This is a genomic window from Pseudomonas sp. GW821-FHT10C09 (assembly GCF_059415465.1).
The window spans coordinates 13,589-39,420 of the sequence record NZ_JBWKNG010000019.1 but is presented as its reverse complement, the minus strand read 5'-3'; the positions used below and the strand labels follow the sequence as shown (position 1 = coordinate 39,420).

Here is a 25,832-nt window from a genome sequence, read left to right as displayed (position 1 = left end):
TTGTTGTCGTTCTTGTGGAAAGCTGGATCAGGGAAAGCGGCAACTGACCTCGGGTTTGTCGTAACCCAGGCTGTCCATTTCGTTGAAGGGATGAAGAAAGCCGTCCTGCGGCGACGTGCTGACCAGGGCGCGGGGCTGGACGATGGGAATCGGTTGGCGCAACTGGCCGTTCCACGGGCGATAACTGAGCTTGCGTCCCTTGAAGCCGTCCAGCGGCAGTTGATCGCTGATTTCCAGCTGACGGATCGCCATCGGTTCGGTCTGGCGCAGTTTGGTCACTGCGCTGGCGAGGCTGCGCACGGCCATCCAGGCCGCGAAATCGCGGTCGTTCATCCAGCGACCGGCGAATGCTTCAAAACGCTTTTGCAACTGCGCGGCACCGTAGGTTTCCACGGTTTTGTGCCAACCCACCGGGGTCAGCCCTTGGGTGCCAGCGACCGGGCGCGGATACCAGGTCTGGTAGGGCACGTATTCGCCGAAGTCGCCGCGTTCATCGGCCACCAGCACCACGTCATATTCGGCCGTCTGAGTGAACAGCGGCATGTCGGCCTGGGCACTGCGACGTTGGTCGTTATCAAAGCTCCAGGCCTTTTCCGCCACCAGTTGCAGGCCGAAGCGTTTTGCCGCGCGACGCAGGGCGGCGGCGTAGGCTTGATCGTCGGCGGTCGGGCCAACGATCAGCAGCGCGCGCTGCCATTTTCGTACCACCAGAAATTGCGCCAGCGCATCGGCGAGCATCGCGCGACTCGGCAGGGTGTGCAGCACGTTCGACAGGCAATCGGTGCTGCGCAAGCTGTCGTCGGGGCTGCCGGCGTTGAATATCAGGCTGTCGGGCAGGGCTGCGCTGAGTTGGCGCAAGCTGTCGGCCGGGGCGTTCACTACAAACAGCCGCAGACCCTGCGTGTGTTGGGCGTTGGCCGCATCGAGCAAGGCTTCGGGGCTGGCGACGCTGGCGCTGACCAGGGCGTAGCTGTGGTTGAGAAAACGTCCGGTGCTGTTGCTGTCGGTGATCGCCAGTTCGGCGCCGCGCAATCCGGCATCGCTCGGTTCGGGAATCACGTTCGACAGGAGCGGCCCCGGATCAGGGCGATAACCCAGGTAGCCGATCCGCACCTCCAGCGGCGCCTGCGCAGCCTGGCTCTGGGTGGCCACGCCGGCGGCGCAGGCAATCGCCAGCAGGTACAGCAAGGCGTAAGGGGCAAGCAGGCGCATAAGGCACTCCTTTCAGGTAGCGCCAGCATAGGAAGCCTGTGGAACAGAAGAAATATGCAGAAAGTACCGGTGAGCCAGTACCAAGGTCGTAAGCATTCTGCCGGTTGCGCCGGGACACCAGGCCTGTTGGCGACGTCCCTGAGGTGTGCATCCAACGCCTTACTACCAAGGGACTAGAAGGCGACCACCAAAGCAGCATGGGGTGTTGGCGATACCGTTTCTAAGATGAGTGCCATAGCCTCTGCCAAGAGGTTTTGCGTGCAATCCTGAGGGCATAACAATGACAACAAAACGCAACGCCTTGCTCGTCGTCGGTCTGCTGGCCGGCTTTATCAGTGCAGGTTCCGTGTGGGCTCACGGCAACGTGGTGCCGCAGGCGGTTGAAACCCAAGGTCTGACACCGATCAAGGACGCCGGTGTAACGGTGGACGGCGATGGCTGGGCCGCGGCCAACCCTTATCGAACCTCCCCGGAGCACGACAGAGCCCTGGAAATCGGCTCGTCCGCCTACAACCAGAACTGTGCGGCGTGTCATGGCCTGGAAGCCAAGTCGGGTGGGATCGCCCCCGACTTGCGCATGCTCGATGTCGGTGAGGCGGGTGACGAATGGTTCGTCGAACGCGTGCGTCATGGCGCCGTGCGTGACGGTCGGGTCTACATGCCGAAAATGGCCGATTACCTGAGCCAGGAAGCGTTGTGGGCAGTGCGCACGTACCTGGACAGCGTTCACGTCGAGGAGTGATCCCATGCGTCTGCTCGCGGTGTTGATCAGTGCGCTGTGGCTGTGTTGCCAGACGGTGCAGGCGCAGGTTCGCAACTATGACGAAATGATCGCCGCCGGGGAGCTGAAAGTGGCGGTCTACAAGGACTTCGCCCCCTACAGTTTTGAGCAGGCCGGTCAGGCCCGGGGCGTCGATGTCGAGCTCGCCGAGGCGCTGGCCAAGGCGCTCGGCGTACACCTGACATTGATCTGGGCCCCCGCCGGGGAAAAACTCGATGACGACCTGCGTGATTACATCTGGCGTACCAGTGCCTTGCACAACCAGCAACTGGCCGACCTGATGATGCGTGTGCCTTATGACCGTGACTACGCCCAGAAGCGCAACGAGTTCGGTGAAATGGAAAACGGTCATGTGGTGATGTTCGGGCCCTATCAGACCGAACAATGGCAGGTGGCCTACGATCAGCGCCGACTGGATAAGGTCGGCAGCGTGGCGGTGTTCGACTCGCATCCGATAGGCGTGGAAGTCGACAGTGTGCCGTCGTTTTACCTGACGTCGGTGTTCAACGGCATGCTCGCGGGCAAAACCCACCACTACCCGGGCGTACCGCAGGCCTTTGCGGCGATGAAGGCCGGTGAGGTCGACGCGGTCATGGCCATGCGTGGCGAAATCGACTGGCAGGTGCATGAGGCGGCCGACCCGCAACTGGCGTTGGCGCAAAACGCCTATCCGAACATGGGCAAGCAACTCTGGGAAATCGGCATGGCCGTGCACGAAAGCAACCGGCAACTGGCCTATGCCGTGGAAGAGGCGCTGGAAGGCCTGATCCGTGAGGGTGCCGTAAAGACGATCTACAGCCATTACGGCCTGCGGTATGACGTCCCGGAGATGTATCAATAGGAGCGGGTGATGAGCTGGCGAATCAAGTGTCTGTTGGCCTGCTGGTTACCCTTGGCCGCGCACGCCGCGAGTATCGATCCGGGCAAAGACCCGGTGCCCTCGGTGATGTGGGCGTTCTATCACAAGCAAATGCTTGGCGACGCTCCTTTTGTCTTCGATGACCGGGTCAAGCTGCTGGCGCCGCCGTTCGCCGAAGATGCCCGGCAGGTGCCACTGGAAATCGATGCGCGAGCGTTCAAGGGCGAGGTGGTGAAAATCTTCGCCTGGGCCGAGCTCAATCCGCTGCCGAAGATCGTCGACTTCCAGCCGCTGGACCGCGTGTTGCCGTGGTTGTCGATCCGTATCCGCATCGAACAGGCCACCCCTTTGCGCGCCGCGGTCCTGACGCGCGATGGGCTGTGGCATGTCGGTTCGACCCTGATCGATGCGGCGGGCGGTGGTTGCACCGCGCCCAGTGTGGTGCGTACCCAGCCCGGCTGGGAGGAACACATTGGCGAAGTGTTGGGCGCGCGCTATCCGCGTAATGACTTCAGCCGATTGCGCGTGCAGGTGGCGCATCCGATGGACAACGGCATGGTGAGTGGCATCCCGGAATTTTTCATCAACCATGCCGAACTGCGAAGTGCTGATGACCAGCTGTTGGCGCGGCTGGAGCTGTTTCCTGCCGTCAGTGAAAACCCCAACCTGGCCTTCGACATCGAAGGGGCAGGGCAGATGCGTCTGATTATTCGGGACAACAGCGGCAATGAATTTGATGCGTCGATTCCCTGAGCCAGAGGAGCGCCTCATGCGCTGGATACTGCTGTTGGTGTTGAGCATCAGCCTGCCGGCCATGGCCGATCTTGAGTATTCGCTCAAGCCACGGCAGATCGCCGAAGACACTTGGCTGCTGGAAGGCAGTACGGATAATTTCGCCAAGGCCAACGGCGGCAATATCGTCAACACCGCGTTCATTGTCACCGAGGGCGGGGTAGTGGTCATCGACACCGGGCCGTCGAAGCGCTACGGCGAAGCGATGCGCAAGGCGATTGCCGGGATTACGGATAAACCGGTGGTTCAGGTATTCCTGACCCACCATCACCCGGATCATGTGCTGGGCAATCAGGCGTTTGCTGATGTGCCCATCGGCGCACTGGCGGGGACGGCCGAGCTGCTGCATCAACAAGGTGATGCGCTGGCCGAGAATATGTATCGAATGGTCGGTGACTGGATGCGTGGCACCGAAGTGGTGTTGCCCAACCAAGTCGTGACGCCAGGGGTACGCAGTTTTGGGAATCACGATTTACGCTTGCTGGGCCTGGGTGGGCATACGGGAGCGGATCTGGCTATTCTCGACCAGCGAACCGGCGTGCTGTTTGCCGGGGACCTGGTGTTTTATCAACGAGCCTTGACCACCCCCAACAGCCCCGGATTGTCTGTGTGGCTGGCGGACATTGCCACCCTGCAGGGCTTGCCCTGGACGCTGATCGTGCCGGGTCACGGCCCCGTGTCCAGCGACCCACAACCCTTCGAACAAATGCGCGATTACCTGACCTGGCTCGACCAGCTGCTGCAAGCGGGGGCGGCTACCGGCAGCGACATGGCCGAGATGATCCGCAGTCCGATCCCCGAACGTTTCGCCGGGATCACCCTGAACCGTTATGAATTGATCCGCAGCGTCAGTCATTTGTACCCGCGCTACGAGCGTGGGCAGATGACGCGGGTTGATTCCGCTGCTGCCAAGTCACGCTTGAACGCATTCGACCCGCTACTAAGGGATTAGGAATCTCCATATTGCGGGTAATTGTTGTCGGGGCGACGGCGCCCAAGAATCTGCACTACGCCGGGAAACTTTCCCGCGAATAACAAAAAACCGCAGAGGTAGCCGTCATGACTCAACCCGCACGTCGCCAGCCCTTCGTCTTGAGCCTGCTGCTCAGTGCCATGCTGTTGTCTGGCCAGGCATTGGCCGCGGTCACCGACCAGGACATTCTCCAGGACCCGAAAAACCCGGAGCAAATCGTCACCAACGGCCTCGGCGTTCAGGGGCAACGCTACAGCCCGCTGGATATTCTCAACGTCGACAACGTGAAGGAGTTGCGACCTGCCTGGGCATTCTCCTTCGGCGGCGAAAAACAGCGTGGCCAGCAAGCACAGCCGATGATCAAGGACGGCGTGATGTACATGACCGGGTCCTACTCGCGAGTGTTCGCGGTCGATGCCCGTACCGGCAAGAAACTCTGGCAATACGATGCGCGCCTGCCGGATGACATCCGTCCGTGCTGCGACGTGATCAACCGTGGCGTGGCGCTGTATGGCGACCTGGTGTTCTTCGGCACGCTCGACGCCAAGCTGGTAGCCCTGAATAAAGACACCGGCAAAGTGGTGTGGAGCAAGCAGGTGGCCGACCACAAGGAAGGCTATTCGATCAGCGCCGCGCCCTTGGTGATCAACGGCAAGCTGATTACCGGCGTGGCCGGCGGCGAGTTCGGTGTGGTGGGCAAGATTTCGGCGTACGACCCGAAAAACGGCGACCTGTTGTGGGTCCGCCCGACCGTCGAAGGCCATATGGGCTACGTCTACAAGGACGGCAAGGCCATCGAGAACGGCATCTCCGGCGGTGAAGCCGGCAAGACCTGGCCGGGTGACCTTTGGAAGACCGGCGGTGCCGCGCCCTGGCTCGGCGGTTACTACGACCCGGAAACCAATCTGCTGCTGTTCGGCACCGGCAACCCGGCTCCGTGGAACTCGCATTTGCGTCCTGGCGATAACCTCTATTCGTCGTCGCGTCTGGCGCTCAACCCGGACGACGGCACCATCAAATGGCACTTCCAGAGCACACCCCACGACGGTTGGGACTATGACGGCGTGAACGAGCTGGTTTCGTTCAACTACACCGAGGGCGGCAAGGAAATCAAAGCCGCGGCCACGGCGGACCGCAACGGTTTCTTCTACGTGCTGGACCGTACCAATGGCAAATTCATCCGCGGCTTCCCGTTCGTGGACAAGATCACCTGGGCCACCGGCCTGGATAAAGACGGCCGGCCGATCTACAACGAAGCCAGCCGCCCAGGCGCTCCGGGTTCCGAACCCAAGGGCAGTTCAGTCTTTGTAGCGCCTGCGTTCCTGGGCGCGAAAAACTGGATGCCGATGGCTTACAACCGCGACACCGGGTTGTTTTACGTGCCATCCAACGAGTGGGGCATGGACATCTGGAACGAAGGCATCGCCTACAAAAAAGGCGCGGCATTCCTCGGCGCCGGTTTCACCATCAAACCGTTGAATGAGGACTACATCGGCGTGTTGCGCGCCATCGACCCGAAAACCGGCAAGGAAGTCTGGCGTCACAAGAATTACGCGCCGCTGTGGGGCGGGGTACTGACCACCAAGGGCAACCTGGTGTTCACCGGCACGCCGGAAGGTTTCCTCCAGGCGTTCAATGCCAAGACCGGCGAGAAAGTCTGGGAGTTCCAGACCGGTTCCGGCGTACTCGGTTCGCCTGTGACCTGGGAAATGGACGGCGAACAGTACGTGTCTGTCCTCTCCGGCTGGGGCGGCGCCGTACCGTTGTGGGGCGGGGAAGTGGCCAAGCGGATCAAGGATTTCAACCAGGGCGGCATGCTCTGGACCTTCAAATTACCGAAGGACCTGGTGGCCAAGCACTAGCCCAAGCCCACCGCATAACCCCTGTGGGAAACCTACGACCAAATAACGAGAGCCCTCCTGCCAACGGCGCATTCGTCCGGCAGGCGGGGCTCTCTAGTATCGATTCATCGCTTGTCGGCACGACAGGCATCGACCCAGACAGAGGCCCATCATGATCTACGCACAACCCGGAACCCCAGGCGCCGTTGTTTCCTTCAAGCCGCGCTATGGCAACTTCATCGGCGGCGAGTTTGTCGCGCCGGTCAATGGCGAATACTTCACCAACACCTCGCCGGTGACCGGTGAGGTGATCGCCGAATTCCCACGCTCCAGCGCCGCCGACATCGAAAAGGCCCTCGACGCGGCACACGCCGCTGCGGATGCCTGGGGCAAGACCTCGGCCCAGGACCGTTCGTTGGTGCTGCTGAAAATCGCCGATCGCATCGAGCAAAACCTGGAAATTCTCGCGGTTACCGAAACCTGGGACAACGGCAAGGCCGTGCGCGAAACCTTGAACGCCGACGTGCCGTTGGCTGCCGACCATTTCCGTTACTTTGCCGGTTGCATTCGCGCCCAGGAAGGCGGCGCTGCCGAGATCAACGAACTGACCACCGCCTACCATTTTCACGAGCCGCTGGGCGTGGTCGGGCAAATCATTCCGTGGAATTTCCCGCTGCTGATGGCGGCCTGGAAACTCGCCCCGGCCCTGGCCGCCGGTAACTGCGTTGTGCTCAAACCGGCAGAACAGACGCCGCTGTCGATCATGGTCTTCGCCGAACTGATCGCCGATTTGCTGCCGGCGGGCGTGTTGAACATCGTCCAGGGCTTCGGCCGTGAAGCCGGCGAAGCGCTGGCCACCAGCAAGCGCATCGCCAAGATCGCCTTCACCGGTTCCACCCCGGTCGGCGCGCACATCATGCATTGCGCCGCCGAGAACATTATCCCGAGCACCGTCGAGCTGGGCGGCAAGTCGCCGAACATCTTCTTCGAAGACATCATGAACGCCGAGCCACAGTTCATCGAAAAAGCCGCCGAAGGCCTGGTGCTCGCGTTCTTCAACCAGGGCGAAGTCTGCACCTGTCCATCGCGGGCGCTGGTGCAAGAGTCGATCTACGAGCCGTTCATGGCCGAAGTGATGAAGAAGATCGTCAAGATCAAACGCGGCAACCCGCTGGACACCGAAACCATGGTCGGCGCCCAGGCGTCGGAGCAGCAATACGACAAGATCCTCTCGTACCTCAAAATCGCTCAGGAGGAGGGTGCTGAACTCCTCACCGGTGGCGCCGCCGAGCGGCTTGAAGGTGACCTGTCCAGCGGCTATTACATCCAGCCGACGCTGCTGAAGGGCCACAACAAGATGCGTGTGTTCCAGGAGGAAATCTTTGGCCCGGTGGTGGGTGTCACCACCTTCAAGGACGAAGCTGAAGCGCTGGCGATTGCCAACGACAGCGAGTTCGGCCTCGGTGCCGGCCTCTGGACCCGCGACATCAACCGCGCCTACCGCATGGGCCGGGCGATCAAGGCCGGGCGCGTGTGGACCAACTGCTACCACCTGTATCCGGCGCACGCGGCGTTCGGTGGTTACAAGAAGTCCGGCGTCGGGCGGGAAAACCACAAGATGATGCTCGATCACTATCAGCAGACCAAAAACCTGTTGGTGAGCTACGACATCAATCCGCTGGGGTTCTTCTAACCCTCGGAATCAACGCAACCCCCCTGTGGGAGCGAGCCTGCTCGCGAAGACGGCATCACATTCAACATCACTGTTGACTGATAGACCGCTTTCGCGAGCAGGCTCGCTCCCACATTAGGTTTTGGATGTCCTTGAAGATCTGCAACACCCCCTACCAACGCACCCCGCATTCTCCTTCGAAAGTAGCATTCGGGCGCCCGACGCCCCGTGCATTAATGGCTTTACCGGAATCGCCCGGCACAAGAAGAGGATTGACCCATGTGGACTAAACCCGCGTTTACCGATCTGCGCATTGGCTTCGAAGTGACGATGTATTTCGCCAATCGTTGATTGCTCACCCGGCCAGCCATCGGGTTGGCCGGGCCTGCCTTCTGGAGCCTCTTCCATGCACATTCGCGTTCTCGGCTCCGCTGCTGGTGGCGGTTTCCCGCAGTGGAATTGCAACTGCTACCAGTGCGCCGGGATGCGCAATGCCAGCCTGCGGGCACAACCGCGCACTCAGTCCTCGATTGCCCTGAGCGACAACAGTGTGGATTGGGTGCTGTGCAATGCCTCACCGGACATTCGTGCGCAGCTCGCGAGTTTTCCGCTGTTGCAGCCGGCTCGCCAGTTGCGTGACAGCGCCATCGCCGGCGTCGTGCTGCTCGACAGCCAGATCGATCACTGCACCGGCTTGCTGAGCCTGCGCGAAGGCTGTCCGCATGCCGTCTGGTGTACCGAACGGGTTCACCAGGACCTGAGCAGCGGCTTCCCGCTGTTCAACATGCTGCGCCACTGGAACGGCGGGTTGCAGTGGCAACCGATCGGCCTGGATCGTCAGCCGTTCAGCATTCCTGCCTGCCAGCACTTGCGCTGGCGTGCGATTCCCCTGGTGAGCAACGCACCGCCGTACTCGCCCAACCGCGGCCATCCGCAACCGGGCGACACCATTGGTTTGTTCATAGAAGACCGACGCAGCGGCGCATCGCTGTTTTACGCACCGGGCCTGGGGCAAGTCGATGACGAAGTACTGGGCTGGATGCGGCGTGCCGATTGCCTGCTGCTGGACGGCACCCTGTGGCGTGACGACGAAATGCGCGTCTGCGAAGTCGGTCAGAGCCTGGGCCGCGAAATGGGCCACCTGTCGCAAAGCGGCCCCGGCGGGATGCTTGAGGTGCTGGAAGGTTTTACCCGCCAGCGCAAGGTGCTGATCCACATCAACAACACCAACCCGATCCTCGACGAAGACTCGGCCGAACGGGCCTTGCTGGAACGGCGCGGGATTGAAGTGGCTTATGACGGCATGAGTATCGAGCTGTAGCGGATGGCCCCATCGCGAGCAGGCTCGCTCCCACAGGGATCACCTCGAACCTTGTGGGAGCGAGCCTGCTCGCGAAGAGGACAGTCCGGGCACCGCAGAACGCGAAGGAGAATAAAAATGACTGACACACCCATGACCCCCACCGAATTCGAAGCCGCCCTGCGCGCGAAAGGCGCCTACTACCACATCCATCACCCATTCCACCAGGCCATGTACGCCGGCCGCGCGAGCCGCGAGCAGATTCAGGGCTGGGTCGCCAATCGTTTTTACTACCAGGTAAACATTCCGCTCAAGGATGCCGCGATCCTCGCCAACTGCCCGGACCGTGAGGTGCGCCGTGAGTGGTTGCAACGGATTCTCGACCACGACGGCGTGCCCGGCAGTGAAGGCGGCATCGAAGCCTGGCTGCGTCTGGGCGAAGCGGTGGGGCTTGATCGCGAACAGATTCTGTCCCAGGAGCTGGTGCTGCCCGGCGTGAGGTTCGCCGTCGATGCCTATGTCAATTTCGCCCGTCGTGCCTGCTGGCAGGAAGCGGCGAGCAGTTCGCTGACCGAGTTGTTCGCCCCGCAGATCCATCAGTCTCGACTCGACGCCTGGCCGACGCATTACCCGTGGATCGACGTTGCCGGTTATGACTATTTTCGCACCCGTTTGAGTCAGGCCCGGCGCGATGTTGAGCACGGCTTGCGCATTACCCTCGCGCACTACGTCACGCGCGAGGCGCAGCAACGCATGCTCGAGATCCTGCAATTCAAACTCGACGTGCTGTGGAGCATGCTCGACGCCATGAGCATGGCCTACGAGCTGGAACGCCCGCCTTATCACACCGTCACGGCCAGCAACGTCTGGCACCGGGGGATTGCCCTGTGAGCCTGATCCATCGCGAGTTATTGCCGTCGTTGCGCCAGGGCTTTCGTTTGCAATGGGAGCCCCGTCAGGACTGTCACGTGCTGCTGTACCCCGAAGGCATGATCAAACTCAACGCCAGCGCCGGGCAGATCCTCGATCTGGTGAATGGCCGGCGCAGTGTCTCGGCGATCATTGCGCTACTGACCGCGAGTTTTCCGGGTGTGCCTGGGATTGATGAGGATGTGCTGGCATTCCTGGAGGTGGCCCATGCGCAATTCTGGATTGAATGATTCACCCGTCGGCCCACCGCTGTGGCTGTTGGCGGAGCTGACCTACCGTTGCCCGCTGCAATGCCCGTATTGTTCCAACCCGCTGGATTTTGCCCGGCACGGCGAGGAACTGAGTACCGAAGAGTGGATTCGGGTGTTTCGCGAGGCCCGCGAAATGGGTGCCGCACAATTGGGTTTTTCCGGCGGCGAGCCATTGGTGCGACAGGACCTGGCCGAACTGATCAAAGCCGCGCGAGACATGGGCTACTACACCAACCTGATCACCTCGGGCATCGGCTTGACCGAGCAGAAGGTCCGCGACTTCAAGGTGGCCGGGCTGGACCATATCCAGATCAGCTTTCAGGCGGCGGACGAAGCGGTCAACAACATGCTCGCTGGCTCCCGCAAGGCCTTCGCCCAGAAACTGGCCATGGCCCGCGCGGTAAAAGCGCAGGGGTATCCCATGGTGCTGAACTTCGTCACCCATCGGCACAATATTGACCAGATCGCACAGATCATCGACTTGTGCCTGGCGCTGGAAGCGGATTTTGTCGAGTTGGCTACGTGCCAATTCTACGGCTGGGCCGAACTCAATCGCGTCGGCCTGCTGCCAACCCGCGAACAACTGCAGCAGGCCGAGCGCATCACCAACGAGTATCGCGCGCGGCTTGAGGCCCAGGGCCACCCGTGCAAGCTGATCTTCGTCACCCCGGATTATTACGAAGAACGCCCCAAGACCTGCATGAACGGTTGGGCCAATCTGTTTCTCGACATCACCCCGGACGGTACCGCGCTGCCTTGCCACAGCGCCCGCCAGTTGCCGGTGCAGTTTCCTAACGTGCGCGAGCACAGCATCGAGCACATCTGGACTGACTCGTTTGGCTTCAACCGTTTTCGTGGCGATGACTGGATGAAGGAACCGTGCCGCTCCTGCGATGAAAAGCACAAGGATCTGGGCGGCTGCCGTTGCCAGGCGTTCATGCTCACCGGTGATGCCGCCAATGCCGACCCGGTGTGCAGCAAGTCACCGCACCACGGCGTGATCCTCAAGGCCCGGGAAGAAGCCGAGGCGGTGGGGCAGGGCATGGAACACCTGACGCTGCGCAATGAGAAGGCCTCGCAGCTGATCTACCGCGGATAGTCGCCCTTGTGGGAGCGAGCTTTGCGGTGAATTCAGAGTGTTCTTTGGTCTGATTGCATTCGCAGCCGGATGGTTTAGTGTGGGTTCTAACTTCCAAAACAATAAAAACAGGCTTTCCAATGAGCCAGAGTCTCAGCCAGCTGCGTAAGTTCGTGTCTCCAGAAATCATCTTCGGTGCCGGCTGTCGGCACAACGTCGGTAATTACGCCAAGACCTTCGGTGCCCGCAAAGTGCTGGTGGTCAGCGACCCCGGGGTGATTGCCGCCGGTTGGGTCGCCGATGTCGAGGCCAGCCTGCAAGCCTTGGGTATCGATTACTTCCTGTACGCCGATGTCTCGCCCAACCCACGGGTCGAAGAAGTGATGCTCGGCGCCGAGCTGTACCGGGAAAACCATTGCGATGTGATCGTCGCCGTCGGCGGTGGCAGCCCGATGGATTGCGGCAAAGGCATCGGCATTGTCGTTGCTCACGGACGCAGCATTCTCGAATTCGAAGGCGTGGACACCATTCGCGTGCCCAGCCCGCCCCTGATCCTGATTCCGACCACCGCCGGCACGTCGGCTGATGTGTCGCAGTTCGTGATCATTTCCAACCAGCAAGAACGCATGAAGTTCTCCATCGTCAGCAAAGCGGTGGTGCCGGACGTCTCGTTGATCGACCCGGAAACGACCCTGAGCATGGACCCGTTCCTGTCGGCGTGTACCGGCATCGACGCGTTGGTGCACGCCATCGAGGCCTTTGTCTCCACCGGCCACGGGCCACTGACCGATCCCCATGCGCTGGAAGCGATGCGGTTGATCAACGGCAACCTGGTGCAAATGATTGCCAACCCCACGGACATCGCCCTGCGCGAGAAGATCATGCTCGGCAGCATGCAAGCCGGGCTGGCGTTCTCCAACGCGATTCTCGGCGCGGTGCACGCCATGTCCCATAGCCTGGGCGGGTTTCTCGACCTGCCCCATGGCCTGTGCAACGCGGTGTTGGTGGAACATGTGGTGGCGTTCAACTACAGCTCGGCGCCCGATCGCTTCAAGGTCATCGCCGAGACGTTCGGCATCGATTGCCGTGGCCTGAACCATCGGCAGATCTGCGCGCGGCTGGTGGAGCACCTGATTGCGCTCAAACACGCAATCGGCTTCCACGAGACCCTGGGCTTGCACGGGGTCAGTACGGCGGACATTCCGTTCCTGTCACAACACGCCATGCACGACCCGTGCATCCTGACCAATCCGCGCGAATCCAGTCAGCGTGATGTCGAGGTCGTCTATGGCGAAGCCCTCTGACGATCAGCAACGGGCGCTGGCGGGGTTACTGGGGTTAGGCAGCCATTCGGCGCGCAAGAGCCATTACCCGGAACTGGCCGCGCGACTCGACGAACTGGAAGCCGAGCGCAATCGCTACAAATGGTTGTTCGAAAACGCAGTCCAGGGGATTTTCCAGGCCAGCCTGCAAGAAGGCATGCGAGCCGCCAACCCGGCGTTGGCGCACATGCTCGGCTATCAGGACCCGCAAGAGGTGCTGTTTTCCCTGGCGGATCTGGCGAGCAACCTGTTTGTCGGCGGGGCCAGTGAGCTGGAAAATATCGGCGAGATCCTCAAGCATCAACGCAGCCTGCACGGGTATGAAACCCAGTTGCGGCGCAAGGACGGCAGCAGCCTCGATGTATTGATGAACCTGTTGCTCAAGCCCGATCAGGAAGGCCTGGTTGAAGGGTTTGTCGCCGACATCACCGAACGCAAACAAGCGCAGCAGCGTTTACAACAACTCAACGATGAGCTGGAGCAACGGGTCACTGCGCGCACCGATGAGTTACTTGAAGCCAACCGCAACCTGCAACAGCAGATCACCCAGCGCAAGCAGATCGCCGAAGCCTTGCGCGATGCCCGCGACGCCGCCGAGGCCGCCAATCGCAGCAAGGACAAGTACCTCGCGGCGGCCAGTCACGACCTGCTGCAACCGCTTAACGCCGCGCGCTTGCTGATCTCGACGTTGCGTGAACGAAAACTGCCGGACGTTGAACAGGTCCTGGTCGAGCGCACTCATCAGGCGCTGGAAGGGGCGGAAGATTTGCTCACTGATTTGCTGGATATTTCCCGGCTCGATCAGGCCGCGGTGAAACCCGACGTTGCCCTTTATCGTCTCGACGAATTGCTCGGGCCGCTGGTGTCCGAATTCCAGTCGGTCGCCGAGGCGGCCGGGTTGAACCTGCGCGTGCATGTGGGCGAGCACGCCATCAGCACCGACTTGCGCCTGATGACGCGCATCCTGCGTAACTTCCTCAGTAATGCCTGTCGCTATACCGACGAGGGCAGCATCCTGCTGGGCGCAAGGCGTCGCGGCGAAATGCTGCGCCTGGAGGTCTGGGACACCGGGCGTGGCATCGCCGCGGACCGACTGGATTCGATTTTCCTGGAGTTCAACCAACTCGACGTCGGACGCGCCTCTGACCGCAAAGGCGTGGGGTTGGGCCTGGCCATTGTCGAGCGCATCGGCAAGATTCTCGGTTATCGGATTCGGGTTAAATCGGTGCCGGGACGAGGTTCGATGTTCAGCATCGACGTACCGATTTCCCATGAGGTACCGCTGCCGATCAGTCAGGCTGCGCCTCAGTTGACCACGGGCAATCCCTTGCCGGGCCGACGCCTGCTGGTGCTGGACAACGAAGTCAGCATTCTTGAGAGCATGAGCGCGCTGCTCGGGCAGTGGGGGTGCGAGGTGGTCACGGCCACGGATGAATCCTCGGCGCTGGCGGCGCTGCGTGGGCAAGCCCCGGAACTGATCCTGGCGGACTATCACCTCGATCATGGCGTTGTGGGCTGCGATGTGGTCAGGCATTTGCGTGAGCATTACGGCCAGGTGATTCCGGCGGTGATTATCACGGCGGACCGCACGGATCAGTGTCGACGCTCGTTGCAGCGACTCGGCGCGCCGCTGCTGAACAAACCGGTGAAACCCGGCAAGCTGCGTGCGGCGCTGAGTCAGATGCTTGGCGTTATCTGAGCGCTCGATACTGCAGGCTGAACCCAAGCTCCGCCGACTGACCTTGCTCCAGCAATCGCAACCCTGGCCGGCCCGGCAGGTGATGCGCGTTGACGGGGTGGCTCACTGGTTCGATGCAGAAAAACCCCAGACCGACTGGGCAGTAGAGCAGGTAGTAATCGCTGCCCGTGGCCTGGCATTCCAGCGCATAACCGAGCTCGGGTTGCTGGATCAGGCAATGACCGTCCCAGTGGCAGAAACCGTTGTCGACCAGGGTTGCGGGTAAGGCGCCCAGTTGACGGAAGTCCCAATCGGCGGGCAACTCGATCAACTCGGTCGGCAGTTTCGAGCCATCGCACAACCAGACTTTCTCGGCCTTGGCCTGTAGCTGCGTGTTCGTCGTGCGCGGAAAGTAGGGGTGCAAACCGAGGCCATGCCACGCGGCGCGGTCGGCCAGGTGGGTGACCTGTAAATCGATGCTCAGCTGGCCCTTGCTCAGATGAAACCGTTGCCGGGCGCGATAAGCGAACGGCGTGCTGCTGTCGAGTTGCAGGACCACTTCGTTGGCTGATTGCGACACCACTTGCCACGGTTGCTGCCAGGCACTGCCGTGAATCGGCAGCGGATCGGTGAGGCTGTTGGGCGTCAAGGCCAGCCAGCCCTCGGGGCAATCGAAACCACCTTCGGCGATGCGGTTGGACCACGGCGCCAGGGGATAGCAACCGAGTTTGCCCGGCAGGCCAGTGTTCAGCGCCTGGGCGTCATTGTGACGGAGCAGCGGTTGACCGGTGCTGCGAACCGTCCAGTTGACGAGGCTGCCGCCGAGCTCGGGCGCGAGGGTGAGGTGGGTCAGTTCGTCTTCGAGTTCGAGAAGTGTCATTGTCATTGTGAAATGCCTGGCTCAATGAGGACATCGTGGCGAGGGAGCTTGCTCCCGCTCGGCTGCGAAGCAGTCGCCAATAAAGCTGCCTCGTTACAAATGAAAGATTGTCGGGGGCCGCTGCGCGACCCAGCGGGAGCAAGCTCCCTCGCCACAGGGGGCTGGGGCTTATCTTTTAAATGCAGTCAGGGAATCATTGAACAGCGGTTCCGGCAACCCGGTGACACCCGGATCGAGGGCAAACACACCGCCGGCCAGCGACTGCTCATCCTGGTCGTCACCGGGGCGGATCGAGGTCACAAACAGCGTGTCCAGGCGACTGCCACCGAAGGCGCACATGCTGGGTTTTTTCACCGGGACGGCGAGGGAGCGATCCAGTCGGCCGTCAGGGGTAAAGCGGTGAATCACCCCGGCGTCATTGCCGCAGATCCAGTAGCAACCGTCGGCATCCACCGCCGCACCGTCAGGACGACCGGCGAATTGATTCATGTCGACAAACAACCGCCGATTCGACGGCGTGCCGCTGTCGAGGTCGTAGTCAAAGGCCCAGATTTTCTGAACGTGAGGATGCGAGTCGGACAGGTACATCGTCCGCCCATCCGGGCTGAAACCCAGGCCATTGGGAACGATAAACCCGCCCAGTCGTGCCTCAATCGGTCCGTGTTGACCGGCGCTGTAGCGGTAAAGCGTGCCGTCGGCCGCGTTGGCGCCCATGTTCAGCACCATGCTGCCCGCCCAGAAACGTCCCTGACGGTCGCAACGACCATCGTTCAGACGCATGTCCGTGCGGGCGTGGTCGACGTGGGCGAGCAATTGACTGTCGAGGCTGCCGTCAGCATGAGGGTGCAGATGGAAAAAGCCGCTTTCCATCCCGGCCACCCAGCCACCGTCGCGGTGGCGGGTGATGCACGCGAGCATCTCTGGCGCGGTCCACGTGTTGACTTGCCCGCTGGCGGCACTCCAGCGTTGCAGGGCCCCGGCAGGAATATCGACCCAGTACAGGGCGTTTTCCTCAGGGACCCACACCGGGCATTCACCGACAGCGTTACGGGCATCGACAATCAATTCGGCTTGCATGGCCACTCATTCCCTTGGTTTTTTGTTGTTGGGGGTCAGTCGCCGAACGGGCCCGACGCGACAAACGCACCACCCTGGTAAACCATCGCCGGGTCATCAGCGGCCGGCATCGGTTGGGCCTCGACCTTTTCGCGGAATACTTCGGAATTGTCCTGTGGTTGATAACCCAGGCCGGATGCGAAGCGATTGTCCCACCAAACGTTCTTGTTGTCGGACACGCCATACACCACGGTGTGGCCGACGTTCGGGGCGTACAAGGCGCATTCCAGCAATTGGGTCAGGTCGCCGAAGCTCAGCCACGTGCTCATCATGCGGCGGTTTTGCGGTTCTGCAAACGAGGAGCCGATACGCACGCTGACGGTCTCGATGCCGTAGCGATCGAAGTAAAAACTGGCCATGTCTTCGCCGTAGGACTTGGACAAACCGTAGTAGCTGTCCGGGCGACGTGGGGAGTGGGCGTCGATGACCTGGTCTTGCTTATAGAAACCGATGACGTGGTTGGAACTGGCGAAGATCACGCGCTTCACACCGTGGCGGCGCGCGGCTTCGTAGATGTGGAACACGCCGCAGATGTTGGCACCGAGGATCTGCTCGAACGAGTGCTCGGTCGAAACGCCGCCAAAGTGCAGGATCGCGTCCACGCCTTCGACCAGTTGATGCACGGCCTGCTTGTCTGCCAGATCGCACGGCACGATTTCTTCGCGGTCATCGATGGCCGGGGCTATGTCAGCGATGTCGGACAGGCGAATGACATTGGCATAAGGGCGCAGGGTTTCGCGCAAGACTTTACCCAGGCCACCGGCGGCACCGGTCAGCAGCAGGCGATTGAAAGGGAGGCGGGTGGTTGTAGTAGTCATGGGAATCCTGGACAAACAGTTGTTGTTATTGAGTCGTTGTAGGTTGTCGTACGACTTTGCTGAAGTATCGTAAGGCTCTCCGGGTCTTGTCAACGCGACGTTGGTTGAAATGGACGGAGGGTCGACTCCTGATTGGAAAACAATCCTTGTAGGAGTGAGCCTGCTCGCGATGACGGTGGTTCAGTCAACGAATGTGTTGATTGAAAGATAGAAATCGCGAGCAGGCTCACTCCTACAGGGTCGGTGTTACAACAGCGAAATCGGGTAGTTGATGAAAATACGGTTCTCATCGAATTCGTTGGTGCTGAAGCTCTTGCGAATGCTCGCGTTACGCCATTTGACGTTGAGGTTTTTCAACGGCCCGCTCTGTACGGTGTAGGCCAGTTCGGATTCACGGCCCCATTCTTCGCCGTCGGTAATCGTGCCGGTGTGTACGTTATCGCCGCTAATGTACCGGTTCATCATGGTCAGGCCGGGAATACCGAGGGCAACGAAGTTGTAGTCGTGGCGCACCTGCCAGGATTTTTCCCTGGCGTTATCGTAGCTGGAGTTGTAGCTGTCGTTGGCCAGGGTGCCGCCGCTGGTACCGTTGACGCGCATCCATTGATCGTCGCCGGTCAGCTTTTGCAGACCGACATAGAAAGTGTTGCCGCCGTATTTGGCCGAGAGCATGGCGAACGCGGTTTTGTTGTCGAGATCGCCGGCCAGGGCGCTGCCGTTTTCCTTGCCGATGAAGTAACCAAGGTTGGCGCCGAGGGTCCAGTCGCCAAGCGGTTGGGTGTGGTTCAGGTTGAAATACTGTTGCTGGTAGATGTCGCTGAGCTCGTCGTACCAAACGCCGACCTGAGTGTGTTTGTCGTTGAACGTGTATTCACCGCCGCCGAAGTTGAAACGATCTGAGGTGATGGAGGCGGATTTGCCGTTCATGAACATGTCATCCATGCTCGAGTCATTGCGCGGGCTGTTTTTCTGGAACTGGCCGCCATACAGCGTCAGACCGCTGATCTCGGTGGACGTCACCTGGCCACCGCGGAAGGTTTGCGGCAGGGAACGACCATCATCGGAGCGCAGGATCGGAAGCACCGGCATCCAGTCACCGATCTTCAACTCGGTCTTCGACAGCCGGGTCTTGAATGCTACGTCGGTGCGACCGAAGGTGTCCGCCGGGCGGCCATCATGGTCCAGCGGCAGCAGTTGGGTACCGCCGGTGCCTTTACCGCCATCGAGTTTGACCGAGTACAGTCCCAGCACATCCAGGCCGAACCCGACGGTGCCCTGGGTGAAACCGGATTTGGCGTCGAGGATGAAGTTTTGCGTCCACTCTTCAGCCTTGCCCTGCGGATACGCCGGGTTGGTGTAGTTGCGGTTGAAGTAGGCGTTGCGCAGGTTGAGCGTGGCCTTGGCGTCGTCGGTGAAACCTTCGGCATGGCCGGCCATCGGCAGGGCGAGGGCCAGGCCGCTGCAACCAATGAGGCTCAGGGTATGACGGCGTTTGAAAATCGGATTTGGGGTGCGGGCGGACGAATTGCGGACGAGCTTGCTCACTGTGACGCTCCCATACTTCTTGTTGTTTTTATTTTTGTCATACGTCGTCGTACAACATTGCCGGCGATTATTTGCGAGGGCTTGAGGGCTTGTCAATCAGAAGTTGTACGATGACCTGCCGCCATTGGTCTGGACACCGAAAAACCCTGTAGGAGCGAGCCGGCTCGCTCCCACAGGGATTGGATTATCAGGCGGAAATCATGGGGGGCATGGTGCCGAGGAGGGACACGGCTGCGACCGCGCCCATGCCCAGCATCCATTCGAGGATCACGCTGGTTTTCAGTGTCGACAGACGCTGCTCGCAATCGTTGATGCGCAGGCGATTGAACAGCGCCAAACCGAGCATCGCCGCAATCAGCGCCACTTTGATCAACAGGATCAACGCAAATCCAGTGAACAATGGTGTCGGCCAAAACACCCCGGTCAAGACCCGGACGTTGATCAACCCGGTGATCAGCAATCCCGCCACCAAGGCGTAACCGACACCACTAAACCGCTGCAATATCGCTTTGACGGGTTGCTCTGCCGGTTGACGCAAGATCATCACCAACAGCATCAATCCGCCGAGCCAGGCGCCCACGCAGGTCAGGTGAACGACTTGGTTGAGCATCAACAATTGGCCATTGAGCCCGTCGAGCATTGCGCCGTGACCGACCGGCGCGAGGGTCGCCAGCAACAGGCTGGCGAGGCCGATTCGCAGCGGCATGTTGGCCCGCCACGGTCTCATCAGCAACGCCACCAACACCCCATTGAGCAGCAAGTGCCAGCGCCAGACCTGGCCAAAAAACGTATTGCCCAACACCAGATGCAGGGTCGGCAGATCGAACGCCGCCTCCCACGCACCGGCCATGCTCGCGGTGATCAGCAGCAACCAGGCAACGCCGCTGGCCAGCGCCACCGTCGCCAGCCAACGACTGGTCAACGCCAGCTTTCGATCCAGGTGTTCAGCGCTGCCATTGAGCAACAACGGCCGAAACACCCACGCCCCGAACAGCATCAGCACCATGGTGAAATGCACAAAGCGACACAGCACCATCGCGCTCGTCATGAATTACTGGCCAACCTTGAAGCCGTAGGCGCCTTCGCTTTTGTGGGTGTCGACGGACACCGCGTGCCACTCGACTTTGTAGGCGCCCGCGGTCAGTGGTGCGGCAGGCGTGACGATCAGGGTTTTCTTGTCGCTGCCTTCGGTGGCGAGGCTCTTGAGCGGCACCGTGGCGCCGTCCTTGGTGATCGTGACCTTGGTGAACGTCGCTTCAACGCCTTCGGAAAATTCCAGGCGCAACTCTGATGGCGCGCTCACGGTGCTGTCGGCGGCCGGGGTCTGGCCTTTGAGATGGGCGTGGGCCCATACCGACGAAGCGGCCAGCAGCGAGCCGAGGAGGGCGGTGGTGATCAGGGCTTTCTTGAGCATCGTGAATACCTCTGAGGCAGGTTCGAAGTGGCGCCAGTTTACCCGCCGACAGCTGAGTGTCGAAGTTTCGTTTTAGCCTGTCGCCGTGACGTGGAGCCGGATGCTAGTCTTGGTCAACGCTGGCGTCAGGGAGCCCTCATGGGCAATCACAAGATCGGGATTCGTCGCAGTAACGTCGAGAAAATTCTGCTGGGAGCGGAAAAGGTCTTCGCCGAAAAAGGCTTTGGCGGCACCGCCATGGCCGACATCGCTGCCGAGGTGCAACTGCCGCGCTCCAATCTGCATTACTACTTCAGCACCAAGACCGAACTGTACAGCGCGGTGTTGTTCGATCTGCTGGAAGTGTGGAAGCAGGACGCGTTGTGCTTCGAGATGTTCGACGATCCGCGTGTGGTCCTCAGCAGCTACATCCGCGCCAAGATGAACCACTCACGCAGCCGGCCTTACGGTTCCAAAGTCTGGGCTAACGAGATCATCCACGGCGCGCCGACACTCGGTGAGGCGCTGGACGTCAGCCTGTACGATTGGGCGAAAATGAAAGAAGCGAAAATACGCCAGTGGGTGGACGACAAACGCATCCTGCCGGTGGAGCCTTCGAGCCTGCTGTACATGATCTGGGCGTCGACCCAGCACTACGCGGACTTTGATCATCAGGTGAATATCCTGAATGATCACCAGCCGTTGTCGGACATGCAGTTCGAGCGGGCGGTGCAGACGGTGACCAGTGTGATTTTGCGGGGGATCGGGTTGGAGCCGTGATTTGTGCGGTGTTGCTGTAGGCCCCTTCGCGAGCAGGCTCGCTCCCACAGTTGAAATGCATTCAAAATGTGGGAGCGAGCCTGCTCGCGAAGGGGCCAGTTCAGGCGCAGCAAAACTCAGACAGCTACATGGTACGGATTCCTCGGATCATGATTCCAATCCAGAAACGGCTTGCCCGTGTCCATCGGCACCATCTCGATGCAGTCCTGCACCGGGCAGGTAATCTGGCACAGATTGCAGCCCACACACTCCTCATCAATCACTGAATACTGATGCGTCCCGTCCGCCTGCTTCACGCTGGCAATCGCCTGGTGCGACGTATCCTCGCAAGCAATGTGGCAGCGCCCACAACCGATGCATGCTTCCTGATCAATCTTGGCGATCACCTGATAGTTGATATCGAGGTACTTCCAGTCCGTGGTATTGCCCACGGCCCGCCCGGAAAACTCCGAAATACTGGCGTAGCCCTGACTGTCCATCCAGCGTGACAAACCGTCCTTCATCTCCTCGACAATCCTGAAGCCGTGCAGCATCGCCGCCGTACACACCTGCACCGAGCCGCTGCCCAACGCAATAAATTCCGCCGCATCGCGCCAACTGCCAATGCCGCCAATGCCAGAGATCGGCAGGCCCTGGGTCTGCGGGTCACGGGCGATTTCGGCGACCATGTTCAGCGCAATCGGCTTCACCGCCGACCCGCAATAACCGCCATGGGTGCTTTGGCTGCCCACGACCGGGTTGGCGACCATGCGCTCGAGGTTGACGCTGGTGATCGAGTTGATGGTGTTGATCAGCGACACCGCATCCGCACCCCCGCGATGGGCCGCGCGGGCGGCGACGCGGATGTCGGTGATGTTCGGTGTGAGCTTGACGATCACCGGCAGCGAGCAATACGTCTTGCACCAGCGAGTCACCTGTTCGACATACTCCGGCACCTGGCCAACGGCCGCGCCCATGCCGCGTTCCGGCATGCCGTGAGGGCAGCCGAAGTTCAGTTCGATGCCGTCGGCGCCGGTGGCTTCCACCAGCGGCAGGATGAATTTCCATGACTCTTCAACACAGGGCACCATCAGCGACACGATCAACGCGCGGTCCGGCCAGTCCTTTTTGACCTGGGTGATTTCCCGCAGGTTGATCTCCAGCGAGCGGTCGGTGATCAGCTCGATGTTGTTGAAGCCCACCACCTCACGGTTGGCACCGAAATGCGCCGAATAGCGCGACGACACGTTGACCGCCGCCGGGTCTTCACCCAGGGTTTTCCAGACCACGCCGCCCCAGCCTGCCTCGAAGGCGCGGACCACGTTGTACGCTTTGTCGGTCGGTGGCGCGGACGCAAGCCAGAACGGATTGGGCGCTTTGATGCCGGCGAAGACAATCGAGAGATCGGCCATTTACGCAGCCTCCACGTTGAGCATCAATTGAGCGTTGATCGCCTCGGCGGCGCGTTTGCCATGTTGTACGGCTTGCACGGTGAGGTCCTGATCGAGGCTGGTGCAGTCGCCGCCGGCATACACGCCGGGGATGCTGGTGCGCAGCTGGTCGTCGACCTGAATCCGTTCGCCCTGACGCTTGAGTTCACGGGCCAGCGGGTCGGCGAGGGCGCTGCCGTCAAAGGCCTGGCCGATGGCTTTGAAGATGGCGTCAGCGGCCAGTTCGAAGGTTTGTCCAGTGGTTTGCAGGCGACCGTCCACCAGATGCGTGCGGGCGAAGCGCATGCCGCGCACCTTGCCTTGGTCGTCGAGCAGCACTTCTTCCGGTTGCGCCCACGTCAGTAAACGCACCTGATTGGCCTTGGCGATGTCCTGTTCGTGACCGGTGGCGCCCATTTCTTCAACGCCACGGCGGTACACCAGATTGACGTCGCGAGCGCCGAGACGAGCCATTTGCACGGCCATGTCGATGGCGGTGTTGCCGGCGCCGAGGACGATGCAGTGATCGGCCAGCGGCAGTTGCGTCAGGTCATCGGCCTGGCGCAGTTCGCGAATGTACTCGGTGGCGGCGAGCAAGCCGGGCGCCTCTTCATGGGCCAGGCCGAGTTGTTTGCTGGCATTCAGACCGAGGCCGAGAAACACCGCGTCGAATTGTTGATGCAAGTCGCTGAGGGTCAGGTTGTCGCCGAGTTTTTGCCCGTGGCGGATTTCGATGCCACCGATTTGCAGCAGGAACTCCAGTTCCTTTTGCGCGTAATCGTCCACCAGTTTGTACTTGGCGATCCCGTATTCGTTGAGGCCGCCGGCCTTTTCCCGGGCTTCGAAAATCACCACGTCATGGCCATGCATCGCGCTGCGGTGCGCACAGGACAAACCGGCCGGGCCGGCACCGACCACGGCGATGCGTTTGCCGGTTGAGGCCGCACGCGGGAACGGGTGTTCGCTGAAGTGCGCATTGTCGACGGCGTAGCGTTGCAGCAAGCCGATCAAGACCGGGGCGCATTCATGGTCGTTGTTGCGCACGCAGGCTTGCTGGCAGAGGATTTCCGTCGGGCACACACGGGCGCAGCTGCCACCGAGAATGTTCGCCGAGAGGATTTTCTGCGCGGCGCCCTGAACGTTTTCCTGATGGATATTGCGGATGAAGGACGGGATGTCGATCTCGCTGGGACAGGCGTTTACGCAGGGCGCGTCGTAGCAATACAGGCAGCGCGAGGCTTCGAGGTGAGCCTGGCGGTCGTTGAGCGGCGGCGCCAGGTCGGTGAAATGGCCGGCGAGGGCGGCGGCATTCTCGTAAGGATGCGGGAGGTGGTTCAGGGTCTTGATCACGGTAGTGGCCTCACGGTGATGGAGGTGCTGCCTCTGGTGGGCATTGGTTTTTGTATTGCCAGTTCTGGCCCCTTCGCGAGCAGGCTCGCTCCCACAGGGGAACGCATTCCAAATGTGGGAGCGAGCCTGCTCGCGAAGGCCGCAGGCCTCGATTTCAGCGTTTCACAGCAGTAGGCCTGTTAAACTCAGCCCGCTTGCTCAGCAAATCAAACACCGCCGGATACGCCGGCCGTTCGACATACCGTCCCGCCCCCCGCTCGGCGCGCAAATCACCATCGGCCCAGACCACGCGGCCCTGGCTGACGGTGTGGCTCGGCACGCCGCGCACGGTCTTGCCTTCAAAGATGTTGAAGTCGACCTGCTGGTGATGGGTCTTGGCTGAAATCGTCCGCGTGCCTTCCGGGTCCCACAGCACCAGGTCCGCATCGGCGCCCACTCGAATCGCGCCTTTGCGCGGGTAGAGGTTGAAGATCTTCGCAGTGTTGGTAGAGGTCAGCGCCACGAAGTGCTGCATCGACAGACGCCCGGTGTTGACCCCCTCATCCCAGAGCACCGCCATGCGGTCTTCGATACCGGCGGTGCCGTTGGGGATTTTGCTGAAGTCGTCGCGGCCGGCAGCTTTTTGCTCGGCGCAGAAGCAGCAATGGTCGGTCGCGGTGGTGTGCAGGTTGCCGGACTGCAAGCCATGCCACAGTGCCTCTTGATGGCCGCGAGGACGGAAGGGCGGGCTCATCACGTAACCGGCGGCGGTCTGCCAGTCCGGGTGTTGGTAAACGCTGTCGTCCAGCAGCAAATGCCCGGCCAGCACTTCGCCGTAGACCTGTTGGCCTTTGCTGCGGGCGTAGGTGATTTCGTCGAGGGCTTCTTTGGTCGAGACGTGCACCAGATACAGCGGTGTGCCCAGCGTCTCGGCAATGCGGATCGCCCGACTGGCGGCTTCGCCTTCAACCTGCGAAGGCCGTGACAGCGGATGCGCTTCCGGGCCGGTGATGCCCTGGGCCATCAATTTGCGTTGCAGGTGATAGACCAGCTCGCCATTTTCCGCATGCACGGTCGGCACCGCGCCCAGCTCCAGGCAGCGCTCGAAACTCGCCACCAGCGTGTCGTCAGCGGCCATGATCGCGTTCTTGTAGGCCATGAAATGCTTGAAGCTGTTGACCCCGTGGTGGCTGACCAGCTCCGCCATCTCCTCCCGGACCTGCTCGCTCCACCAGGTGATCGCCACATGGAAGCCGTAATCCGAGGCTGACTTCTCGGCCCAGCCGCGCCACTGGTGAAACGCCTCCATCAGCGATTGCTGCGGATTGGGAATCACGAAGTCGATGATCGACGTGGTGCCACCGGCCAGTCCTGCCGCCGTGCCACTGAAAAAATCTTCACTGGCCACGGTACCCATGAAGGGCAGTTGCATGTGCGTGTGCGGATCGATGCCGCCGGGCATCAGGTACTGGCCGCTGCCGTCGAGCACTTCGGCACCTGCCGGAACATCAAGATTATCGCCAATGGCTTTGATCACGCCGTCGGCGCAATAGACGTCGGCGCGATAACTTTCATCATGGGTAATAACGGTGGCGCCACGGATCAACAGAGACATTCCGAGTTCCTCGCAGGCAATGACCGGCTTATGCCGGTTCTAGGTGTTTTATATAAAACTGCCGCCAACAGGTGTATTCCTGTCAACGCTGTCAGGAATTGAAGCTAGTCTGAGTTTATGAAATCAGCAAGAATATTTTTTATAAGCTTATATCTGTTTTAACTGTTTGATTAATAAGAATTAAATACACAAATCACCAAAATGGTGAGGCTTCTCACCATTTTGACGCACTTGACAGGTTCCAAAAATAGACGAGAT

Annotated in this window: 24 protein-coding genes; 14 read left to right on the top strand and 10 right to left on the bottom strand. The window is 60.8% G+C overall.

Annotation, left to right across the window (positions count from 1 at the left end; all coding sequences use genetic code 11):
• Positions 1-27: 27 nt before the first annotated feature.
• Positions 28-1,212: an ABC transporter substrate-binding protein gene (locus AC07N8_RS20170; RefSeq protein ID WP_493145779.1), complete on the bottom strand. Its 1,185-nt coding sequence runs from the start codon at positions 1,210-1,212 to the stop codon at positions 28-30.
• Positions 1,213-1,492: 280 nt separating this feature from the next.
• Between AC07N8_RS20170 and pedF the strand changes: the two genes are divergently transcribed.
• The 13 genes from pedF to AC07N8_RS20105 all read left to right on the top strand — a co-directional run bounded on the left by pedF (position 1,493) and on the right by AC07N8_RS20105 (position 14,710).
• Complete coding sequence (gene pedF / locus AC07N8_RS20165) at positions 1,493-1,954, top strand: cytochrome c-550 PedF (protein ID WP_483839622.1); 462 nt, start codon at positions 1,493-1,495, stop codon at positions 1,952-1,954.
• A gap of 4 nt (positions 1,955-1,958) precedes the next feature.
• The gene (locus tag AC07N8_RS20160; RefSeq protein WP_483839621.1) at positions 1,959-2,834 is read left to right on the top strand and encodes a substrate-binding periplasmic protein; all 876 of its coding nucleotides are present in this window, start codon (positions 1,959-1,961) and stop codon (positions 2,832-2,834) included.
• A gap of 9 nt (positions 2,835-2,843) precedes the next feature.
• Positions 2,844-3,605 carry a quinoprotein dehydrogenase-associated SoxYZ-like carrier gene (locus AC07N8_RS20155; protein ID WP_493145780.1) on the top strand — a complete coding sequence of 254 codons (762 nt, stop codon included), beginning with the start codon at positions 2,844-2,846 and terminating at the stop codon, positions 3,603-3,605.
• 16 nt (positions 3,606-3,621) lie between these two features.
• Positions 3,622-4,596 carry a quinoprotein relay system zinc metallohydrolase 1 gene (locus AC07N8_RS20150; RefSeq protein WP_493145781.1) on the top strand — a complete coding sequence of 325 codons (975 nt, stop codon included), beginning with the start codon at positions 3,622-3,624 and terminating at the stop codon, positions 4,594-4,596.
• Positions 4,597-4,703: 107 nt separating this feature from the next.
• On the top strand, positions 4,704-6,479 hold the full coding sequence (locus tag AC07N8_RS20145) for a PQQ-dependent methanol/ethanol family dehydrogenase (protein WP_493145782.1): 1,776 nt from the start codon (positions 4,704-4,706) through the stop codon (positions 6,477-6,479).
• A 151-nt stretch (positions 6,480-6,630) separates the two neighbouring features.
• Positions 6,631-8,151 (top strand): acetaldehyde dehydrogenase ExaC, encoded by a 1,521-nt coding sequence (exaC, locus tag AC07N8_RS20140; protein ID WP_140669949.1) that lies wholly within the window; start codon positions 6,631-6,633, stop codon positions 8,149-8,151.
• Positions 8,152-8,409: 258 nt separating this feature from the next.
• Positions 8,410-8,481 (top strand): pyrroloquinoline quinone precursor peptide PqqA, encoded by a 72-nt coding sequence (gene pqqA, locus AC07N8_RS20135; protein ID WP_003253598.1) that lies wholly within the window; start codon positions 8,410-8,412, stop codon positions 8,479-8,481.
• 55 nt (positions 8,482-8,536) lie between these two features.
• Positions 8,537-9,451 carry a pyrroloquinoline quinone biosynthesis protein PqqB gene (pqqB, locus tag AC07N8_RS20130; protein ID WP_483839616.1) on the top strand — a complete coding sequence of 305 codons (915 nt, stop codon included), beginning with the start codon at positions 8,537-8,539 and terminating at the stop codon, positions 9,449-9,451.
• A 117-nt stretch (positions 9,452-9,568) separates the two neighbouring features.
• Positions 9,569-10,321, top strand: coding sequence for a pyrroloquinoline-quinone synthase PqqC (pqqC, locus tag AC07N8_RS20125; RefSeq protein WP_493145783.1), 753 nt, complete (start codon positions 9,569-9,571; stop codon positions 10,319-10,321).
• Positions 10,318-10,590, top strand: a complete 273-nt coding sequence (gene pqqD, locus AC07N8_RS20120) for a pyrroloquinoline quinone biosynthesis peptide chaperone PqqD (protein ID WP_483839614.1) — start codon at positions 10,318-10,320, stop codon at positions 10,588-10,590. The genes pqqC and pqqD overlap by 4 nt, the downstream gene beginning before the upstream one ends.
• A complete protein-coding gene (pqqE, locus tag AC07N8_RS20115) occupies positions 10,568-11,710 on the top strand; it encodes a pyrroloquinoline quinone biosynthesis protein PqqE (protein WP_493145784.1) in 1,143 nt (380 codons plus the stop codon). Before pqqD ends, pqqE begins: the two co-directional genes overlap by 23 nt.
• Before the next feature lie 119 nt (positions 11,711-11,829).
• The gene (gene ercA, locus AC07N8_RS20110; protein ID WP_059180994.1) at positions 11,830-12,993 is read left to right on the top strand and encodes an alcohol dehydrogenase-like regulatory protein ErcA; all 1,164 of its coding nucleotides are present in this window, start codon (positions 11,830-11,832) and stop codon (positions 12,991-12,993) included.
• Complete coding sequence (locus tag AC07N8_RS20105) at positions 12,977-14,710, top strand: PAS domain-containing hybrid sensor histidine kinase/response regulator (RefSeq protein WP_493145785.1); 1,734 nt, start codon at positions 12,977-12,979, stop codon at positions 14,708-14,710. Before ercA ends, AC07N8_RS20105 begins: the two co-directional genes overlap by 17 nt.
• Here AC07N8_RS20105 and AC07N8_RS20100 read toward each other — a convergent pair.
• From AC07N8_RS20100 to copC, 6 genes are all read right to left on the bottom strand, one after another.
• Positions 14,703-15,575: an aldose 1-epimerase gene (locus AC07N8_RS20100; RefSeq protein WP_493145786.1), complete on the bottom strand. Its 873-nt coding sequence runs from the start codon at positions 15,573-15,575 to the stop codon at positions 14,703-14,705. The genes AC07N8_RS20105 and AC07N8_RS20100 overlap by 8 nt on opposite strands.
• A gap of 162 nt (positions 15,576-15,737) precedes the next feature.
• A complete protein-coding gene (locus AC07N8_RS20095; RefSeq protein WP_493145787.1) occupies positions 15,738-16,646 on the bottom strand; it encodes an SMP-30/gluconolactonase/LRE family protein in 909 nt (302 codons plus the stop codon).
• Positions 16,647-16,681: 35 nt separating this feature from the next.
• Positions 16,682-17,503, bottom strand: a complete 822-nt coding sequence (locus AC07N8_RS20090; RefSeq protein WP_483839609.1) for an NAD-dependent epimerase/dehydratase family protein — start codon at positions 17,501-17,503, stop codon at positions 16,682-16,684.
• A gap of 246 nt (positions 17,504-17,749) precedes the next feature.
• Complete coding sequence (locus AC07N8_RS20085) at positions 17,750-19,048, bottom strand: OprD family porin (RefSeq protein ID WP_493145788.1); 1,299 nt, start codon at positions 19,046-19,048, stop codon at positions 17,750-17,752.
• A 187-nt stretch (positions 19,049-19,235) separates the two neighbouring features.
• Complete coding sequence (copD, locus tag AC07N8_RS20080) at positions 19,236-20,096, bottom strand: copper homeostasis membrane protein CopD (RefSeq protein WP_493145789.1); 861 nt, start codon at positions 20,094-20,096, stop codon at positions 19,236-19,238.
• A 3-nt stretch (positions 20,097-20,099) separates the two neighbouring features.
• Entirely contained in the window at positions 20,100-20,462 is a 363-nt protein-coding gene (gene copC, locus AC07N8_RS20075) for a copper homeostasis periplasmic binding protein CopC (RefSeq protein WP_493145790.1), read from the bottom strand.
• Positions 20,463-20,600: 138 nt separating this feature from the next.
• On the opposite strand from copC, the gene AC07N8_RS20070 reads away from it, so the two are divergent.
• Positions 20,601-21,221 carry a TetR/AcrR family transcriptional regulator gene (locus tag AC07N8_RS20070; RefSeq protein WP_140669974.1) on the top strand — a complete coding sequence of 207 codons (621 nt, stop codon included), beginning with the start codon at positions 20,601-20,603 and terminating at the stop codon, positions 21,219-21,221.
• A 116-nt stretch (positions 21,222-21,337) separates the two neighbouring features.
• Here AC07N8_RS20070 and preA read toward each other — a convergent pair whose 3' ends face one another.
• The 3 genes from preA to hydA form a co-directional block, all read right to left on the bottom strand.
• Positions 21,338-22,612, bottom strand: coding sequence for an NAD-dependent dihydropyrimidine dehydrogenase subunit PreA (preA, locus tag AC07N8_RS20065; RefSeq protein ID WP_483839604.1), 1,275 nt, complete (start codon positions 22,610-22,612; stop codon positions 21,338-21,340).
• Positions 22,613-23,980: an NAD(P)-dependent oxidoreductase gene (locus AC07N8_RS20060; RefSeq protein WP_483839603.1), complete on the bottom strand. Its 1,368-nt coding sequence runs from the start codon at positions 23,978-23,980 to the stop codon at positions 22,613-22,615.
• A 154-nt stretch (positions 23,981-24,134) separates the two neighbouring features.
• On the bottom strand, positions 24,135-25,574 hold the full coding sequence (gene hydA / locus AC07N8_RS20055; RefSeq protein ID WP_493145791.1) for a dihydropyrimidinase: 1,440 nt from the start codon (positions 25,572-25,574) through the stop codon (positions 24,135-24,137).
• Positions 25,575-25,832: the final 258 nt, after the last annotated feature.